Annotated in this window: 14 protein-coding genes and 1 pseudogene; 9 read left to right on the forward strand and 6 right to left on the reverse strand. The window is 62.4% G+C overall.

The annotated features are described in order from the left end of the window. Positions 1-52: 52 nt before the first annotated feature. From AC0L25_RS07815 to gltX, 5 genes and pseudogenes are all read left to right on the forward strand, one after another. Positions 53-598 (forward strand): annotated as a pseudogene (locus AC0L25_RS07815) (DNA-3-methyladenine glycosylase I); the annotation flags it as partial. A gap of 120 nt (positions 599-718) precedes the next feature. Continuing rightward, on the forward strand, positions 719-2434 hold the full coding sequence (locus AC0L25_RS07820) for an NAD+ synthase (RefSeq protein ID WP_473594960.1): 1716 nt from the start codon (positions 719-721) through the stop codon (positions 2432-2434). A 55-nt stretch (positions 2435-2489) separates the two neighbouring features. Next, a complete protein-coding gene (locus tag AC0L25_RS07825) occupies positions 2490-2903 on the forward strand; it encodes a GNAT family N-acetyltransferase (RefSeq protein WP_473594961.1) in 414 nt (137 codons plus the stop codon). A gap of 490 nt (positions 2904-3393) precedes the next feature. Continuing rightward, the gene (locus AC0L25_RS07830) at positions 3394-5199 is read left to right on the forward strand and encodes an ABC transporter ATP-binding protein (protein WP_473594962.1); all 1806 of its coding nucleotides are present in this window, start codon (positions 3394-3396) and stop codon (positions 5197-5199) included. Positions 5200-5334: 135 nt separating this feature from the next. Next, a complete protein-coding gene (gltX, locus tag AC0L25_RS07835; RefSeq protein ID WP_473594963.1) occupies positions 5335-6708 on the forward strand; it encodes a glutamate--tRNA ligase in 1374 nt (457 codons plus the stop codon). Here the strand turns inward: gltX and AC0L25_RS07840 are convergent. From AC0L25_RS07840 to AC0L25_RS07860, 5 genes are all read right to left on the reverse strand, one after another. After that, positions 6626-7825, reverse strand: coding sequence for a DUF2865 domain-containing protein (locus tag AC0L25_RS07840; RefSeq protein ID WP_473594964.1), 1200 nt, complete (start codon positions 7823-7825; stop codon positions 6626-6628). The two genes, gltX and AC0L25_RS07840, sit on opposite strands and share 83 nt — an antisense overlap. A gap of 80 nt (positions 7826-7905) precedes the next feature. Continuing rightward, complete coding sequence (locus AC0L25_RS07845) at positions 7906-10230, reverse strand: NADP-dependent malic enzyme (protein ID WP_473594965.1); 2325 nt, start codon at positions 10228-10230, stop codon at positions 7906-7908. 222 nt (positions 10231-10452) lie between these two features. Beyond that, positions 10453-10890 carry a hypothetical protein gene (locus tag AC0L25_RS07850; RefSeq protein ID WP_473594966.1) on the reverse strand — a complete coding sequence of 146 codons (438 nt, stop codon included), beginning with the start codon at positions 10888-10890 and terminating at the stop codon, positions 10453-10455. 371 nt (positions 10891-11261) lie between these two features. Further along, complete coding sequence (locus tag AC0L25_RS07855; protein ID WP_473594967.1) at positions 11262-11639, reverse strand: hypothetical protein; 378 nt, start codon at positions 11637-11639, stop codon at positions 11262-11264. 84 nt (positions 11640-11723) lie between these two features. Next, positions 11724-12503 (reverse strand): SDR family oxidoreductase, encoded by a 780-nt coding sequence (locus AC0L25_RS07860; protein ID WP_473594968.1) that lies wholly within the window; start codon positions 12501-12503, stop codon positions 11724-11726. Between the two features lie 119 nt (positions 12504-12622). Here AC0L25_RS07860 and AC0L25_RS07865 point away from each other — a divergent pair, with 119 nt between their 5' ends. Both AC0L25_RS07865 and AC0L25_RS07870 read left to right on the forward strand, forming a co-directional pair. Beyond that, positions 12623-13444: a UDP-2,3-diacylglucosamine diphosphatase gene (locus AC0L25_RS07865; RefSeq protein ID WP_473594969.1), complete on the forward strand. Its 822-nt coding sequence runs from the start codon at positions 12623-12625 to the stop codon at positions 13442-13444. 129 nt (positions 13445-13573) lie between these two features. Next, entirely contained in the window at positions 13574-14791 is a 1218-nt protein-coding gene (locus tag AC0L25_RS07870; RefSeq protein ID WP_473594970.1) for an MFS transporter, read from the forward strand. On the opposite strand, the gene dgcA is transcribed toward AC0L25_RS07870, so the two are convergent. Further along, entirely contained in the window at positions 14762-15745 is a 984-nt protein-coding gene (gene dgcA, locus AC0L25_RS07875; RefSeq protein WP_473594971.1) for an N-acetyl-D-Glu racemase DgcA, read from the reverse strand. The genes AC0L25_RS07870 and dgcA overlap by 30 nt on opposite strands. Positions 15746-15823: 78 nt before the next feature. Here dgcA and AC0L25_RS07880 point away from each other — a divergent pair, with 78 nt between their 5' ends. Both AC0L25_RS07880 and AC0L25_RS07885 read left to right on the forward strand, forming a co-directional pair. Next, the gene (locus AC0L25_RS07880) at positions 15824-17011 is read left to right on the forward strand and encodes an ABC transporter permease (protein WP_473594972.1); all 1188 of its coding nucleotides are present in this window, start codon (positions 15824-15826) and stop codon (positions 17009-17011) included. A 1-nt stretch (position 17012) separates the two neighbouring features. Beyond that, entirely contained in the window at positions 17013-17834 is an 822-nt protein-coding gene (locus tag AC0L25_RS07885) for an ABC transporter ATP-binding protein (RefSeq protein WP_473594973.1), read from the forward strand. The last annotated feature ends 3 nt before the right edge of the window (positions 17835-17837 follow it).

Consider the following 17837-nt stretch of genomic DNA (forward strand, 5'->3'; position numbering starts at 1 on the left):
CCCTCTGAAAGTTCTGAAAAGTTCAGTGGCGAAAGGGTGTTCAATTGACTGTTGGAGCGTCATCGAGCAGAAATGGCCTGGCTTCGAAGAAGCGTTCCTCCGCTTCGAGCCAATACGGCTGTTGTTCCAGCCCGATGATTTCTGGCACGGTCTGACAGCCGATGAGCGAATCGTGCGCAATCCGCAGAAGATCAAATCCGTCCGCGACAACGCGGCTTTCGTCGAGCGGGTGTCGAAGGAGCATGGCGGCTTCGGCAAGTTCCTCGCCGATTGGCCTGAAGACGACCAGGTCGGGCTGATGGCCTATCTCGCCAAGCATGGCAGCCGGCTCGGCGGCAACACCGGCCAGTATTTTTTGCGTTGGCTGGAATGGGACGCCTTCATCGTCTCAACCGACATGGCGGCTGCGCTGCGCGACGCCGGCCTCGACATCGCCGAAAGCCCGACCTCCAAGAGGGATCTCGACAAGATCCAGAGCCAGATCAACGCCTGGGCGGCGCAAACCAGCCTGCCGCGCCGGCATATTTCGCGCATTCTGGCGATGTCGATCGGCGAGAACCATTCGCCGGAGGCGCTGCGCCAATATATGGGCGAATAGGCCTGATCGGTATGTCGATCGGTCCGATCGGTCTGACACGAATGACATGTGTCATCCGGTCTGGGGTGGTTCAAATGAACGCCATTGCCCGGCGAATTCTGTCGCGCTAAGTCAGCTGGCATGACCGACAACACCGCTTCCGATATATTGCGCATCGCCGTCGCCCAGCTCAATCCGACGGTTGGTGACATCGCCGGCAATCTCGCCAAGGCGCGCGAGGCGAGGGCGGATGCCGCCCGCCAGGGCGCCGACCTCGTGCTGTTCACCGAGCTTTTCCTCGCCGGTTATCCGCCCGAAGACCTGGTGCTGAAGCCGGCGTTCCTCAAGGCCTGCGAGCGGGCGGCGCAGGATTTCGCCGGCGATACTGCCGATGGCGGGCCGGGCGTCATCATCGGCACGCCGCTGAAGCGCAAGAGCGGCACGCACAATTCGATCATTTTCGCCGATGGCGGCAAGATCCTTGCCGAGCGCTACAAGCTCGACTTGCCGAACTACGGTGAATTCGACGAGAAGCGCGTCTTCCAGGCCGGCCCGGAAATGCAGGGGCCGGTCAATTTCCGCGGTGTGCGCCTGGGAATTCCGATCTGCGAAGACATTTGGGGCGATGTAGGCATCTGCGAGACGCTGGCCGAAAGCGGGGCGGAGATCCTGCTGGTGCCGAACGGCTCGCCCTATTATCGCGGCAAGGTCGATGTCCGCCACCAGGTTGTCATCCGCCAGGTCATCGAATGCGGACTGCCGATCATCTACGCCAACCAGCTTGGCGGCCAGGACGAGCTGATCTTCGATGGTGCGTCGTTTGGCATAGGTTCTGACAAGACGCTGGCTTTCCAGATGAGCCAATTCGAGGAGACGGTCAACGTCACCACCTGGAAGAGAAGCCGCGTCGCCGCAGGCGCGCAAAAGGGAAATGATCCCGACGGCTGGGTCTGCTCCGAAGGGCCGATATCGAAAATCCCGGAAAAGGAGGAGGCCGATTATCGCGCCTGCATGCTGGGCCTGCGCGACTACGTCAACAAGAACGGCTTCAAGAACGTTGTGCTCGGCCTTTCCGGCGGCATCGATTCGGCGATCTGCGCAGCACTTGCCGTCGATGCGCTCGGCGAGGAGAGGCTGCGCGCCGTGATGATGCCTTATCGCTACACCTCGAAGGACTCGCTCAAAGACGCCGAGGATTGCGCCCGTGCGCTCGGCTGCCGTTACGACATCGTGCCGATCTTCGAGCCGGTCGAGGGATTCCTGCATACGCTGACGCAGCTCTTCGAGGGCACCAAGGAAGGCATCACCGAGGAAAACCTGCAGAGCCGCGCGCGCGGCACCATTTTGATGGCGATCTCCAACAAGTTCGGCTCGATGGTGGTCACCACCGGCAACAAGAGCGAGATGTCGGTCGGTTACGCCACGCTCTACGGCGACATGAATGGCGGCTTCAACCCGATAAAAGACCTCTACAAGATGCAGGTTTATGCGTTGTCGCGCTGGCGCAATACGCATGTGCCGCCGGGGGCGCTGGGCCCATCCGGCGAGGTGATCCCGAACAACATCATCGACAAGGCGCCGTCGGCGGAACTGCGCGAGAACCAGACGGATCAGGATTCGCTGCCGCCCTATCCGGTGCTGGACGACATCTTGGAGTGTCTGGTCGAAAACGAGATGGGGGTCGACGAGATCGTTGCCCGCGGCCATGACCGGGCAACGGTGACGCGCGTCGAGCACCTGCTCTACATCGCCGAATACAAGCGCCGGCAGGCAGCGCCCGGCGTGAAGATCACCAAAAAGAATTTCGGCCGCGACCGCCGTTATCCCATCACCAACCGGTTCAGGGATAGCGGGTAAGCGCCGTTTCTCGCTCCTGTGAAATGGCTGCGGCCGGACGATCAGTGGGACAGCCATGCCTGACTGTGAAATCAGCTTCGACGTGTCACGGATCGACTTCCGGGCGACCTCCGACCTGTTGATGGCAAGCTACTGGGGCAGCGGGCGCAGCGACGAACTCCACCGCCGCGCCTTTGCCAACTCGCTTTGCGTCGGCGCCTATGCCGACGGCAAGCAGATCGGCTTCGGCCGGGCGATCACCGACCGCACGGTGTTTGCCTATTTGGCCGACGTCATCATCTGGCCGGAATATCGCGGGCGAGGCATCGGCACGCGGCTTGTCCAGGCTCTTATCGATCATCCTGATTGCAAGACAGTGACGCACTGGGGCCTGTCGACCAACGATGCCCACGCGGTTTACGAAAAACTTGGCTTCAGGCCGTCCACCGATGGCCGCTACATGCGGCTCGATCGTACTCCAGCAGCCTGAGCGGACGACGACGGCGCACAACCCGCGATTGTTGCAAAATCGTCTCACTGGTTGGACCAGATGCGCTTTCGGTCGCTCTCTGGCTTGGCGACGCGTTGAGGCATCTCTATAAAAACGGTTCCGCGATTCCTACGCATCGGCCCGAAAATCGGCATCGATTTTCGGAAAGCACGATGCGCAGATTCAAAGTTAGAGCGTACTTTGTGCGTCCGAATGGACGCACGTCGCTCTAACGGGAGGACCGAATGGCAGGATTTGACATCGTTATGCGAGGCCGCGAAGCCTAGGTCTCAGACGGCGCGCCGGAAGGTTTTCATCTTCATGGCCAAGCCCATCTGACAACAGGCCTTCGTCGATGCCGGTCGCCGCCCTTCGGGCGAGCCGCCAAATAATGCCGAACCTCCGCATTCCTGGGCGCTAACTCGCCCCACGCGGTTTCTTCAATTTTCGACCTTACCGGGACCGGGCTCGTTTGCGCCCGAATGACATCATGGCTCGTTATCAGATAGATTTGCGCGCGGGCGCCTTTCGCAGCGTCCTTGGCTTCACGCTCAGCCATTGGCGGCGCCAGCCGTGGCGGCTTTCGCTCATCATGGGCACGTTCCTGCTGTCGACCTTGGCCGACGTGCTGACGCCGCTCTATTCCGGCCGGCTGGTTGACGCTGTTGCCAGCAGTGCTGCGGCCGACGCTGTCGCGTGGAATGCGGCGATGGCGGCGTTTTCGATGCTGGCGGCGCTGGCGCTCACCGGTGTTGTGCTGCGCAACCTCGCCTTCATGGCCATCGTCGAACTGACCCTGAAGATGATGGCAGATATCGCCGCCGACGCGTTCCATCGCGTCCAGCGCTTCTCCACCGACTGGCACGCCAACAGCTTCGCCGGATCGACCGTGCGCAAGATAACCCGCGGCATGTGGGCGCTCGACCTGCTCAACGACACGATCCTGATCGCGCTGCTGCCGTCCGTCGTTATGCTCGTCGGCTCGACGCTGCTGCTCGGCTGGTTCTGGCCGCTGATGGGTGCTGTCGTCGCCGCAGGTTCGGTGCTGTTTATCGCGGTGACGGCGCTGCTGTCGCTTGGCTATGTCGCGCCTGCGGCAAGGCTCGCCAACGCATGGGACACACGCCTGGGCGGCTCGCTGGCCGATGCGGTGAGTTGCAACGCCGTGGTCAAGGGTTTTGGCGCCGAGGAACGCGAGGAGACGCGCCTTGCCAAAGTCGTCGCCAGATGGCGCGCGCGTACGCGCCGCACCTGGGTGCGCGGCACCATCAACGGCACCACGCAAGGGTCGATGCTGCTGCTTCTGAGAACAGCGGTGATCGGACTTTCGCTGCTTTTGTGGTCGTGGGGACAGGCGAGCGCCGGCGACGTCGCCTTTGTGCTGACCTCGTTCTTCGTGCTGCAAGGCTATTTGCGCGACATCGGCACACATATCCGCAATTTGCAGCGCTCGATCAACGACATGGAGGAATTGGTCGACTTCCAGTCCGAGCCACTCGGCATCGAGGATGTGCCCGGCGTCAAGCCGATCCGTATCACCAACGGCCGCATCAGCTTCGACAACGTCACCTTCCATTATGGCAGCCACCGACTGCCGCTCTATCGCGACTTTTCGGTGGACATCGCGCCGGGCGAACGCGTCGGGCTGGTCGGCCATTCGGGCTCGGGCAAGACGACCTTCGTCAAGCTGATCCAGCGCCTTTACGACGTGAACGCGGGAACGATCCTGATCGACGGCCAGGATATTGCCGGGGTGACGCAGGCGTCGCTGCGCGGGCAGATCGCCATCGTCCAGCAGGAGCCGATCCTGTTTCACCGGTCGCTGGCCGAAAACATCGCCTATGCCCGGCCGAGCGCCACGCAGGCCGAGATCGAGCACGCGGCACGGCTGGCAAGCGCGCACGACTTCATCGTCGGCCTGCCGAAAGGCTATGGCACGCTGGTCGGCGAGCGCGGCGTGAAACTGTCGGGCGGCGAGCGCCAGCGCGTGGCGATCGCGCGGGCTTTCCTTGCCGATGCGCGGATACTCATTCTGGACGAGGCGACATCCAGCCTCGATTCGGAATCGGAGGTGCTGATCCAGCAGGCGATGGAGCGATTGATGGTCGGCCGCACGACGCTGGTCATCGCGCACCGGCTTTCGACGGTGCGGGCGCTGGACAGGCTTCTAGTGTTCGATCGCGGCCGCATCGTCGAGGAGGGTTCGCACGATCAACTGATCCGGCTGCAAGGCGGCATCTACCGCCGGCTGTTCGAGCGCCAGGCGCTCGAATTGACCAAGGGGCTGGCGATCTGACACTTACAGCGCCGCCGTGTGTCTTATGGACGCGCGGCGCTGCCGCCTTTTCATCGCCTTCGTCATGTTCTATGTCTGCCGCAGAGCGCGGGGGCGTGTCTTGTCAACAGCAAAACCATCCGGTACGCCCCGCCCATGACAGTTACCGTCCGTTTCGCCCCATCACCCACCGGCCGCATTCATATCGGCAATGCGCGCACTGCGCTGTTCAACTGGCTGTTCGCCATGAACAACAAGGGCCGCTTCATCCAGCGCTTCGACGACACCGACGTCGCGCGGTCGACGCAGGAATTCTCCGACGCCATCCTATACGACCTGCATTGGCTGGGCATCTTTCCGGACGCCACGGAGTACCAGTCACGGCGCTTCGAGATCTACGATGCGGCGATGGAGAAATTGAAGGCGGCGCGCCTTCTCTATGCTTGCTACGAAACACCGGAAGAGCTCGATCTCAGGCGCAAGGTGCGCCGCACGCGCGGCCTGCCGCCGGTCTACGGCCGCGAAGCGCTGACGCTGACGCCTGAGCAGATCGCCGAATACCAGTCCGATGGCCGCCGGCCGCATTGGCGCTTCCTCCTGCCCAATTTCACCAGCGACCCGCTGCAGCCGGAGCGCACCGAAATCCACTGGAACGATCTGGTGCGCGGCGAGGAAACCGTCGACCTTGCCTCGCTTTCCGACCCGGTTCTAATGCGCGAGGACGGGACCTATCTCTATACTCTGCCCTCGGTAGTCGACGACATCGAGATGGGCGTCAGCCATGTCATCCGTGGCGACGACCACGTCACCAATACCGGCGTGCAGATCGCCCTGTTCCAAGCACTGGGTGCCGAGCCCCCAGTGTTTGGCCACCACAATCTATTGACCACCGCATCGGGCGAGGGCCTGTCGAAGAGGAGCGGCGCGCTGTCCATCGAAAGCCTGCGGGAGACCGGCATCGAGCCGATGGCCGTCGCCTCGCTGGCGGTGCTTGTCGGCACCTCGGAAAACGTCGTGGCGGTGCCGACGATGGCTGAGCTTGCCGAGCGCTTCGATCCGGCCGCGACCTCGAAATCCGCCGCCAAATTCGACCCGGACGAGCTCTTCGTGCTCAACCGCACGCTGCTGCACCATATGCCGTTTTCCGAGGCGCGCGACCGACTGATCGTGCTCGGCGTTTCCGGCGAACAGGCCGAGCCTTTCTGGCTGGCGGTGCGCGGCAATCTCGACAGGCTGGCCGATGCGGCAATCTGGTGGCGCACACTTCGCGACGGCCCGCAGGAGCAGCCGGACTTTTCCGACGTCGACCGCGATTTCCTTCGCCAGGCGTTCGACCTTTTGCCGGAAGACCCCTGGAACGGGTCGGTGTGGAAGGAGTGGACGGGCAGGATCAAGGAAGCGACCGGCCGCAAGGGCAAGGCGCTGTTCATGCCGCTCAGGCTGGCGCTTACGGGGCAGCCTTCGGGGCCGGAGCTTGCAGATCTGTTGCCGCTGCTGGGTCGGGAAGGAACGTTGGCCCGACGACCCTGACCTTGCGCTGTTCCGGAGGCGGTAAGGTCGTCGGCGAGGGCTTGTCGGCGAGGCGCTTGATGGCTTCGCGGTCGAGCCCGCCTTCGACATTAGCCAAATTCTCGGGATCGGCGACAGGCACCGGATTGAGCGGCGTGGTCTCTACATCGGCCTCGGTCTGTTCCGGGCTTGGCGGATTGCCGGCAATGATCTCGAAATTCTGTGCAGCGTTGCAGCCGCAGGCCGGCGGACGCGACGTTTCGGGCTGCTTGTAGAGATAGGCGGTCGGCAGTTCGCTGTAGGGCCTGCCGGTTACCGAAGACGTCATGTGAGCCGAGTCGTCGCCAATGCCGCGCGTATAAAACACCTGCATCTCGGTGCCGGGGCAGCTTGAATCGCAGTTCTTCTGGTCGCGCTCGAAATCGCCCAGCGAGGCGGCATTCGACATCGGGAAGAAATAGCCGTCGCAGGTGCGCACGCACATGGTGCGGAATTCGCCGCCAAGGCGTGGCAGGTCCATACCGTCGGGCTGATTGATCATGCCATCGGGCTGATTGATCATGGCGCGGACACCGCGTTCTTGGTCGGGATCGCTCGGCTCGTCCAGCGCATCGGGCTGACTTCTGGCGTCGCCCAAAAGCCGATCGAGCAGACTTCCTTTGCCGTTTTCACGGTTTGCTTCCAGGACAGGCGCACGCCTCGGAACTATAGTGTTGTCGCGGCAGCCGTTCGCATCGAGCGAAGCCAATATGCGCGCGCGATCGCGGCGCGAGCCGCCGCCGGCGAGCTGCGCGCGCTTGGCCTGCAAGTCATCGAGATTGGCGTTCATGCGCTTGAGCGTGGCCTCGAGTGCGGCGCAAGCGTTGCGATTGCGGCCGAGCAGCGAAAAGCCGCAGCCGGCGCTATCGGACTGGCGGCCTGCCTTTGAAATCTGCTCGCGCTGCCGCACGATCGCGTCCTCGTATTTCCGGAGCAGGGCCGGCTTGCCGCCGCCACCGCGCGAAGCGGTCGCGAGATCGGCCTGCAACTGGCGGCAAACACCGGAGGCGGCCTTCGGCTCAGTGACGGCAAAGCCTGATAATGCCAGGGCACCGAGCAGCGCTGCGGCACGCGTCAGCTTCCACCCTCCGCCCGTCATTCGCCGTGAACTCCGTTTAAGCGCCCGTCGCGAAAGCTACCGCTTTGCAGTTATTACTTAGCTTACCGCGAAAGGCCGTTCTAGCCCAGATTCACGACCGCCTGCGCCTTGTGGGCCGCTTCGACCACGGCAAGCGCGGTCATGTTGACGACGCCGCGCGACGTCACCGACGGCGTCAATATATGCGCCGGTCTGTCGGTGCCGAGCAGGATCGGGCCGACATGCAGCGCGTCCATCATCGCGCGCAGCGCGGTGAGCGTGATGTTCGCCGAATCGAGATTGGGGAAGACCAGCAGATTGGCTTCGCCCTTCAGCCGCGAATGCGGATAGACCCGTTGGCGCAGCGGCTCCGACAGAGCCGAGTCGGCATGCATCTCGCCGTCGCATTGCAGGTCTGGCGCGATGCGCGCCAGGATCGCCGCTGCCTGCCGCATCTTGAGCGCGCTTGGCGAATCGCGTGAGCCGAAATCCGAATGCGACAGCAGGGCGGCCTTGGGCTCGATGCCGAAGCGCTGGATTTCTTCGGCCGCCAGCACCGTCATCTCGGCGATCTCTTCGGCCGTCGGATCGACGGTGACATGGGTATCGGTGAGGAAAATGATGCCGCGCTGCGAGATCAGCATGGAGAGCGTCGACAGGTCGTGATCCTTGATACCGGCGCGCGGGCCGATGATCAGGGTGACATTGCGCAAATGCCGCTCAAAACGTCCTTCCAGGCCGCAAACCATGGCGTCGGCATCGCCACGCTTGAGGGCAAGTGCGGCAATCACGGTGTTGTCGGTGCGCACCATGGTTCGCGCGGCCTCCGTCGTGACGCCGCGCCGGCCGGCGAGTTCGATCAAAAGGTCGACATAGTGGCGGTAGCGGGGATCGTCCTCGGGGTTGATCAGGCCGAAATCGACGCCCGGCTTGATGCGCAATCCGTAGCGTTTCAGCCTGACTTCGATGACATGCGGCCGGCCGATCAGGATCGGCTCGGCGATGCCTTCCTCCAGCACCACCTGGGCGGCGCGCAGCACCCGCTCGTCCTCGCCGTCGGCATAGATGACGCGCTTGGCGCTCGATGTCTTGGCCATCGTGAACACCGGCTTCATGACCAGGCCGGAGCGAAAGACGAAGCGGTTGAGCGTGTCGATATAAGCGGCAAAGTCGGTGATCGGCCGTGTCGCGACGCCGGTGTCGCAGGCGGCCTTGGCCACCGCCGGCGCGATGCGCAGGATCAGCCTTGGATCGAAGGGCGAGGGGATCAGGAAGTCGGGCCCGAAGATCGGCGTTTCGCCGGAATAGGCGCGGGCGGCGACATCCGACGGTTCCTCGCGGGCAAGGGCTGCGATCGCCCGCACCGCGGCCATCTTCATCTCTTCGTTGATGGCGCTGGCGCCGCAGTCCAGGGCGCCACGGAAAATGTAAGGAAAACAAAGTACGTTGTTGACCTGATTGGGGAAATCGGAACGGCCGGTGCAGATCATCGCGTCGGGTCGCGCCGCCCGTGCCGCTTCCGGCATGATCTCGGGATTGGGATTGGCCAACGCCAGAATCAACGGTTTTGGCGCCATATGCTGGAGCAATTCCGGTTTCAGCACGCCGGCGGCCGAAAGCCCCAGGAACACGTCGGCGCCCGGCAGCACATCGGCCAGCGTGCGCGCCTCGGTGTCCTTCACATAAGGGTCCTTCCAGCGGTCCATCTCATCGACGCGGCCCTTGTAGGCGACGCCGAAACGGTCGGTGACCCAGATGTTTTCGACGCGCGCGCCGAGCAAAACCAGCAAGTTGAGGCAAGCAAGGGCCGCAGCTCCTGCGCCGGAGGTGACGATCTTGATGTCGGAGATCGTCTTGCCGGCAAATTCCAGCCCGTTGAGCACGGCGGCGGCGACGATGATCGCGGTGCCGTGCTGGTCGTCGTGGAAGACCGGTATGGCCATGCGGGCTTTCAGCCGTTCCTCGACTTCAAAACATTCGGGCGCCTTGATGTCCTCGAGGTTGATGCCGCCGAAGGTCGGCTCCAGCGCCGAAATCGTCTCGACCATACGCTCGATGTCAGGCGCGTCGATCTCGATGTCGAAGACGTCGATTCCGGCGAACTTCTTGAACAGCACCGCCTTGCCTTCCATCACCGGCTTGGAGGCCAATGGTCCGATATTGCCGAGGCCGAGCACCGCCGAACCATTGGAGACGACGCCAACCAGATTGGCGCGCGCCGTGTAGTCGGCGGCCGCCGCCGGATTGTCGCGGATTTCCAGACAGGGCGCCGCGACGCCGGGCGAATAGGCGAGCGCCAGGTCGCGCTGGTTGCCGAGCGGCTTGGTTGCCTGGATTTCAAGCTTTCCAGGCCGTGGATGCTTGTGGAAATAAAGTGCGGCTTCGTCGAGGTCCGACCGGGCTGCTTTTTTGTTTTCGCCTTGCATGCCGGCCGCTCCTCAGTCCGTTTGCTGTTTTGAGTCTCTTAGCATGCAGCCGTGGCTTTTCGAGAGGTGATAAGTCGCAAAGTGCGACGCTTATGGCTTCGCATCGCTGTCCCGCTGTGTGGTCTGCCATTGAAATGTTGGGATGAGGGGGCGGGTGCTGCGGCGAGCTGCGACGCCGAATGTCTGCGTCGGTTGGTTTGCGGACGATTAAGTATTCTTTCGCTAGTCCGCTGTGGCGCTGTTGCTCTCATAAAGTGCACGAAAGAAACTCTTTGAATAGCGGTCGTACCACACGGCAGCCCACTCACCGACAAGTCGCTCTGTCGACGACACCCTGCGCCGGTAGTCGACTGTTCGGCGGACACCTCCTTCCTCAAGTTCGATGTCCAGATGGGTTAGCTTTGGGGTCGCATCCGAAAACCTGAGATACATATATGCAAACACCGCAATGTGACGTTTACCCATTGATAAGCAACAATTTTCAATCGCCACCACGGCAGACTGGACTGTCGCAAAATCCTCTAGCCTAACCGCTCGTTCTAGACGAACGAAGTCAAGGAACAATCTCCTGTCGGTAATTGCAAAGTTGCCGTCGGCCGTGTTTCGAACACCGTGTGACAGCAGTTGTTGCTTAACAAAGCGATAGATAGAAGACGCCATCCGCCGGTCTCATTTTCGGTTGCGAGGCAGGACATAGCATGCGGATTAAGCCTAGTCCTTGTGAACTGAGCGCCGTTTTGAGCATAATGTCGTCGTGTCTCGGCTGGCCTGAGGGCGCCCGTAACGGGTCGAAAGCGGTCAGGGGAAACGCGTATTTTTGTCTCGCTCCTGCCATTCAAGAAGTCCGGCCGCTCTTATCCGCTCGATACGGCGGATGGCGTGACAAATTGATTTCGCCGCATATGGCAGGTTTTCAGGAGCTTGCAGGTGACGAAGATAAGCTATGCGCTGCCGCAAGCGACGTGCGCCAAATCTCTTCAGAGGCGTATTCCGTACCCACAGTTATGATCCATGCTCTTCCGATAAAGACGCTACGCTCCCGTCGAAAGGCGGCTCCGCAGGGCTCGCACATCTTCTCGCGAAAGGCGCGCGCTCTCGTCTGACAGGAAGAACAGAACCTCCGAGACGCCATCGTCCGCAAAGGTAAAGTCGTCGCTCATGATCAGTGCATCGGCAATGTAAGCGGCTGCTTGGACCGGTAGGATGCCGTCCGCCAGCCGACTAACCAGCACATCCACATGTCGACGATTAATTATCGTATCTGGCCCGTCAGTGATGATGACATGCCCCACGCAGCCAAGCGTAGTCGTGGCGGTCACGCACTCGGTCACTTCGGTTTCAATCTCCTGCCAAAGCTCGTCGGGCGGTTTCTCGCCGTTGAGGAAGGCTATGAGAGACGAGTGTTGCATTGCGGACCTTATGCCTACGGGCTCCAACGTTCGCAATGTCGTTCCCCGCCGTTCCCAGCGGGTGCCAAACCTTGGATTCCACCACTAGAACGCGCTGACATAGGCGCCGCCGTCGACCGGTATGTTCTGCCCGGTCAGGTAGCCGGCATGAACCGAGCACAGGAAGGCGCAGATCTGGCCGAATTCCTCCGGCGTGCCGAGCCGCTTGGCCGGGACGTTGGCTGCTGCCTGGGACTTGCGCGCGGCCGCGGCGGCCGGATCTTCGGGGGTCCCGGCCTCGTGTGGGGGGCGCAGCCTGTCGGTGTCGATCTTGCCCGGCAGCATGTTGTTGATCGTCACGTTGCGGTCGATCACCGTCCGCGCGACGCCGGCCAGGAACGAAGTCAGGCCGGCGCGCGCGCCGGACGACAGATCGAGGCCGGGAATTGGAACATAGACCGATAACGAGGTGATGTTGACGATGCGGCCGAAGCCGCGCTCCGCCATGCCGTCGATGACAGCCTGGACCAGTTCGACTGGGGTCACCATGTTCTGGGTGACGCCTTCGAGGATCTTTTCGCGGTTGAGCTCGCGGAAATCGCGAAGCGGCGGTCCGCCGTTGTTGTTGACGAGGATATCGGGATCGGGACAGGCGGCAAGCAGCGCCTTCTGTACCTCGGGCTTCGACACGTCGCCGACGATCTCGGTCACCTCGACGCCAAATCTTTCGCGCAGTTCGGCGGCGGTCTTCGCCAATTGGTCGGCATTGCGCCCGTTGACGACCAGATCACAGCCGGCCTCGGCCAGCGCCATGGCGCAACCGCGCCCAAGGCCCTTGCTCGAAGCACAGACGATGGCCTTTTTTCCGCGAATACCGAGATCCATAGCGATTTCTCCTCTGATTGGCGCGGCAACCTACTCTTGAGGCTGGACCAATCGCAACCGTCATACGGCTGTTGCATGAATCGGGGCATAGGCTGCACGAGAGCAACGGTGAGAATCCAATGCCTGGCGCAGAGCCCCGCACTTTCCGCAGCGTGTTCATCTCCGACGTCCATCTCGGATCGAAGGCGGCGAAGGCCGAGTTCCTGATCGATTTCCTGCGCCATCACGACGCCGATATCATCTATCTGGTCGGCGACATCGTCGACGGCTGGCGGCTGAGACGGAACTGGCACTGGCCGCAGAGCCACAACGACGTCGTCCAGAAGTTGCTGCGTAAGGCGCGCAAGGGCGCCAGCATCACCTACATTGCCGGCAATCACGACGAGTTCGCGCGCCAGTTCCAAGGCGTGCATTTCGGCGGCATCGTCGTCGCCGACCGCGCCATTCACGAGACCGCCGACGGCAAACGTCTTCTTGTCATCCATGGCGACCAGTTCGACACTGTCGTCCACAATGCGCGCTGGCTGGCCTATCTTGGCGACTACGCCTATGACGCGGCCATGCTCGTCAACCGCGGGGTGACGCGGCTTCGCCAACTGCTTGGCCTGCCATACTGGTCGTTTTCGTCCTGGGCCAAGGTCAACGTCAAAAAGGCGGTGAATTTCATCGGCTCGTTCCAGACCATGCTGACCGAGGAAGCGCGCCGCTCGCATGTCGACGGCGTGATCTGTGGTCACATCCACCATGCCGCGATCGAAAATTATGAGGACGTGCAATACATCAATACCGGCGACTGGGTGGAGAGCTGCACCGCGGTGGTCGAGCATTTCGACGGCCGGATGGAGATCCTGCACTGGGCGCATGTCCTGCCGGAGGCTCCGGCGGGCAGCGAAGTGCTGGTCCCGATCGACATCACGGGCAGGGCAGTCCGGGCTGCCTGACCGAACGCGACCTCACCTCGGCTTTAATCGATTAGTCCAAGCGGTTCCACCGACTTTTTTAGCGTGTTATGGAATTGGCGTGCGCTGCAGCCGACTCGGCCGAACGCCGCGCCGACGGATTGCCTGCTGATGTCCTCCCTGCCGCCGCTTTCCCCCGAACAACTCGTCAAGCCGCGTCATTTCGAACTGCGCATGGGCCTGATTTTCTTGACGCTTTTCGTGCCGCTGGGGATACATTTGCCATATTTCCCGCTGTGGCTGCAGTCAGAGGGTTTCGATGCCGAGCAGATAGCCGTCATTCTCGCAGCACCAATGTTCCTGCGCGTGGTGACGACGCCATTGCTTACAGCGCTGGCCGACAGGGCGAGCGACCGCGCCCACGTCTATGTCGCGCTAATGGCCGCATCTGTCGCTGCGTCCGCCGGTTATTTCCTGACGCCGACCTACGCCATGGTGCTCGCCGTTTCGCTGGCGCTCGCCGTGGTTTGGACGCCACATTCGCCGATTGCCGATTCGCTGGCGCTATCGGGGGTACGCCGCTTCGGCTCGAATTATGCAAGCATGCGCAAATGGGGATCGATCTCCTATCTGTGCGCAAATCTTGTGGGCGGCTTCATCCTGTCGGCGACCGGCGCCCAGGCTGTTCCGATGATCATCTTCGTGGCGTTTGGCGCGGCGCTTGTCGTCGCACTGATCGCGCCGCGGCTCGGCCGCCCCCGCCGTGCCTCGCCGCTTTCGGCGGCCGACATCCAGCAATCGGCGCCAAAACTCCTCAACGCCTATTTCCTGTACTTCTCCATCGGCGTCGGCGTCATCACCGCCAGCCATGCGTTTCTCTACGGCTTCGTGTCGATCTACTGGAAATCGATCGACATCGGCGATCAGGTCATCGGGCTGCTTTGGGGGTGGGGTGTGGTGGCCGAGATCGGCATGTTCATGGTCTTTACCCGGGTTTTCGGCTCCTTCTCGGTCGTGTCGATCATGGTGATGGCCGGGATAGGCGCGATCGTGCGATGGATTGCCTTCCCGATGATCTGGCCGCTCGGCCTTGGCGTCACCGGATTTTTCGCAGTCCAGACGCTGCATGCGGTTTCCGTGGCGCTGGTGCTGATCGGCCTGCAGAAAATGATCGGTGAGACGGTCGCGGAGGAACGCACCGGAGCCGCGCAAGGCATCGCCTATTTCTCCAACGGCTTTTTCACGGCTGTGGTGACGCTGATGTCCGGCCCGCTGTATGACCGCTTCGGCGTGGACGGCTTTTTTGCCATGATCCCGATCGCCCTTATCGGCCTTGCGTTGATTGCACTTGCGGCGCGTTCAGCCCCACAGCGCCGTATCGGGCGGTGACACCAGCGAACCCTGGTAGACGAGACCGGGAACACGGTCGCGGGCCAGCAGCAACGGACCGTCGAGATCGACGAAATCGGCATCCTGGGCCAAAAGCACGGCCGGCGCCATGGCCAACGACGTGCCGACCATGCAGCCGATCATGACGCCAAAACCCAGTTCGCGGGCGCGATCGCGAAGGACGAGGGCAGCGGTCAAGCCGCCCGATTTGTCGAGCTTGATATTGACGGCATCGTAAAGGCCGACAAGCGAGGCAAGGCCCTCTGCCTCATGCACGCTTTCATCGGCGCAGATCGGCACCGGATGCGCGATGTGGCGAAGAATGGCGTCACGGCCCGCCGGCAGCGGCTGTTCGATCAGCACAATGCCGTGCTCGGCGGCAAAGGCAAGGTTTGCAACGATGTTGTCGTCCGTCCAGCCCTCATTGGCGTCCAGGATGATGCGGCTCGCCGGTGCCGCCTCCCTAACCGCGCGGATACGAGCCATATCGTTGTCACCGCCGATCTTGACCTTGAGCAGCGGGCGCAGGGTGTTGGCGCGGGCCTGGGCTGCCATCGCTTCGGGCTCACTGAGCGACAGCGTGTAGGCCGTCTCGAGCGCCCTCGGCGGAGCCGCGCAGATGCTGGAGGCGACCGGCTGGCCTGTGATCTTCGCCTCCAGGTCCCATAGCGCGCAGTCGACGGCGTTGCGCGCCGCGCCCGCCGGCATGGCATCGAGCAGCGCGGCCCGGCTGATGCCGCCCGCAATCTGCTCCCGCATCGCCTCGATCGCATCGCGCACACCCTCCATCGTTTCGCCATAGCGCTTATAGGGGACGCATTCGCCGCGCCCTTTATGGTTGGCTGGGCTGACCGTGCAAGCGATCACCTCGGCTTCGGTCTTGGAGCCGCGCGAAATGGTGAAAGTCCCGGCGATGGGAAAGCGCTCCGACTCGACCGAAATGACACGCCCCATATTTTTCTGCTCCGGCTGTGCGACAACAAGCTTGTCGGCAAATCGACAGGTGGGCCCCTTCAGGCTAAACAGGACGCCATGTTGACCATCCGCAAACGCCACGCAAGCGGCACGACCGCCAAGGAGGCCGACCACCAGCCGCGCGTCGCGGTCGGTGAGGAGGGCGGCGTTCTCGGCTGCGCCTTCTCCGGAAACTGGACGACGCGCACCGTGACGCTGGTCGACGCCGAGATGCGCAAGATCGAGAAGCGCAGCGGTTTCCAGACGCTGGCGCTCGACCTTTCGCATATCGACAAGATGGATACCGCCGGAGCCTGGCTGATCGACCGCCTGGTCAGCGCCTTCGAAAAGAAAGGCGTCGAGATCAGGCTGCAAGGCCAGAGCGAGATTGCCTCGATCCTGCTCGGCGCCGTAGGCGACGCCGTCCGGCGCGAACCCGATTCCGGCGGCACAAAGCCGCCCAACATCATCATTCGCGCGCTAGAGGCGGTAGGCCGGCGTGTCTATGAAATGCGCGACGATTTCCTGGCCGCGATGAACATACTGGGCGCCACGATACGCGGCGCGCAGATGAAGCTCGGTCGCGGCCATGCGGTCAATCCGGCGGCTATCTTCAACCAGATCGACCGCATGGGCGTCGGCGCCATCCCGGTGGTCGTGCTGATGTCGGCCATCGTCGGGGCGATCGTCGCCCAGCAAGGCGCCTATCAGCTCAGCTATTTCGGCGCCGATATCTTCGTCGTCGACCTGGTCGGCGTGCTGATCCTGCGCGAGCTCGGCGTGCTGATGACCGCGATCATGATCGCCGGCCGTTCGGGCAGCGCCATTACGGCTGAAATCGGCTCGATGAAAATGCGCGAGGAGGTCGACGCGCTGAAGGTTATTGGGCTCAATCCGATCGGTGTGCTGGTGTTTCCGCGGCTGGTCGCGCTGGTGATCGCACTACCTTGCCTGACGATCATCGCCAATTTCGCCGCACTTGGCGGCGGCATCTTGGCCGCATGGCTCTACTCCGACATCGCACCGGCGGCGTTCATCGACCGGCTGCGCGTTGCCATCGATCTCAGCACCATCTTTGCCGGGCTGATCAAGGCGCCGTTCATGGCCATGATCATCGGCACGATTGCCTCGGTCGAAGGCATGAAGGTTGGCGGCAGCGCCGAATCGCTGGGACAACACGTGACCGCTTCGGTGGTGAAGGCGATCTTCGTGGTCATCATCCTCGATGGGCTTTTCGCCATGTTCTACGCGGCGATCGAGTTCTGACATGGCGACGCAGGACAGCACAAAGGCGACTGGGGTTGCGGATGGGGCCGACGAAGACGAGATCGTGCTTTCCGCGCACGACATCACCGTGTCCTTCGGCGACAAGGTCATTCTCGACAGATTGTCGCTCGATATCAGGCGCGGCGAGATCCTCGGCTTTGTCGGCGCCTCCGGTGCCGGCAAGTCGGTTCTCCTGCGCACCATCCTCGGCCTGGTCCACAAGCAGTCGGGCACGATCAAGCTGTTCGGCGTCGATGTCGAAAAGGCGAGCGAGAGGGAGCGTCTTCGCATCGACATGCGCCTTGGCGTCCTCTTTCAGCACGGCGCGCTGTTTTCGGCGCTCACGGTTCTCGAAAACGTGCAGGTGCCGATGCGCGAATATCTCGACCTGCCGAGAAAGCTGATGGACGAGCTGGCGATGCTCAAGGTCGAACTGGTCGGGTTGCCGCCGGATGCGGCGCAGAAATTCCCGTCCGAGCTTTCCGGCGGCATGATCAAGCGTGCGGCGCTGGCGCGCGCACTGGCGCTCGACCCGGACATCGTGTTCCTGGACGAGCCGACATCCGGCCTCGATCCGATCAGCGCGGCTGAGTTCGACGAACTGGTCGTCAAGCTGCGCGATACCATGGATCTGACCGTATACATGGTCACGCACGATCTCGACACGCTGTTCACCGCTTGTGATCGGGTGGCCGTGCTCGGCAACAAGAAGGTGCTGGTCGAAGGCACGATCGACGACATGCTCAAAAGCGAGGAACCCTGGGTGAAATCCTATTTTCGCGGAAAACGTGCGCGGCAACTTGATCTTGCGGCCCGCGCATAGCCA

The sequence above is a fragment of the Mesorhizobium sp. WSM4813 genome, assembly GCF_055811555.1.

What these genes read in the sequence shown, in the direction of transcription:
- AC0L25_RS07820 (WP_473594960.1), top strand. Translation starts at nt 719, where the DNA reads ATGACCGACAACACCGCTTCCGATATATTGCGCATCGCCGTCGCCCAG.
- AC0L25_RS07825 (WP_473594961.1), top strand. Translation starts at nt 2,490, where the DNA reads ATGCCTGACTGTGAAATCAGCTTCGACGTGTCACGGATCGACTTCCGG.
- AC0L25_RS07830 (WP_473594962.1), top strand. Translation starts at nt 3,394, where the DNA reads ATGGCTCGTTATCAGATAGATTTGCGCGCGGGCGCCTTTCGCAGCGTC.
- gltX (WP_473594963.1), top strand. Translation starts at nt 5,335, where the DNA reads ATGACAGTTACCGTCCGTTTCGCCCCATCACCCACCGGCCGCATTCAT.
- AC0L25_RS07840 (WP_473594964.1), bottom strand. Translation starts at nt 7,825, where the DNA reads ATGACGGGCGGAGGGTGGAAGCTGACGCGTGCCGCAGCGCTGCTCGGT.
- AC0L25_RS07845 (WP_473594965.1), bottom strand. Translation starts at nt 10,230, where the DNA reads ATGCAAGGCGAAAACAAAAAAGCAGCCCGGTCGGACCTCGACGAAGCC.
- AC0L25_RS07850 (WP_473594966.1), bottom strand. Translation starts at nt 10,890, where the DNA reads ATGGCGTCTTCTATCTATCGCTTTGTTAAGCAACAACTGCTGTCACAC.
- AC0L25_RS07855 (WP_473594967.1), bottom strand. Translation starts at nt 11,639, where the DNA reads ATGCAACACTCGTCTCTCATAGCCTTCCTCAACGGCGAGAAACCGCCC.
- AC0L25_RS07860 (WP_473594968.1), bottom strand. Translation starts at nt 12,503, where the DNA reads ATGGATCTCGGTATTCGCGGAAAAAAGGCCATCGTCTGTGCTTCGAGC.
- AC0L25_RS07865 (WP_473594969.1), top strand. Translation starts at nt 12,623, where the DNA reads ATGCCTGGCGCAGAGCCCCGCACTTTCCGCAGCGTGTTCATCTCCGAC.
- AC0L25_RS07870 (WP_473594970.1), top strand. Translation starts at nt 13,574, where the DNA reads ATGTCCTCCCTGCCGCCGCTTTCCCCCGAACAACTCGTCAAGCCGCGT.
- dgcA (WP_473594971.1), bottom strand. Translation starts at nt 15,745, where the DNA reads ATGGGGCGTGTCATTTCGGTCGAGTCGGAGCGCTTTCCCATCGCCGGG.
- AC0L25_RS07880 (WP_473594972.1), top strand. Translation starts at nt 15,824, where the DNA reads ATGTTGACCATCCGCAAACGCCACGCAAGCGGCACGACCGCCAAGGAG.
- AC0L25_RS07885 (WP_473594973.1), top strand. Translation starts at nt 17,013, where the DNA reads ATGGCGACGCAGGACAGCACAAAGGCGACTGGGGTTGCGGATGGGGCC.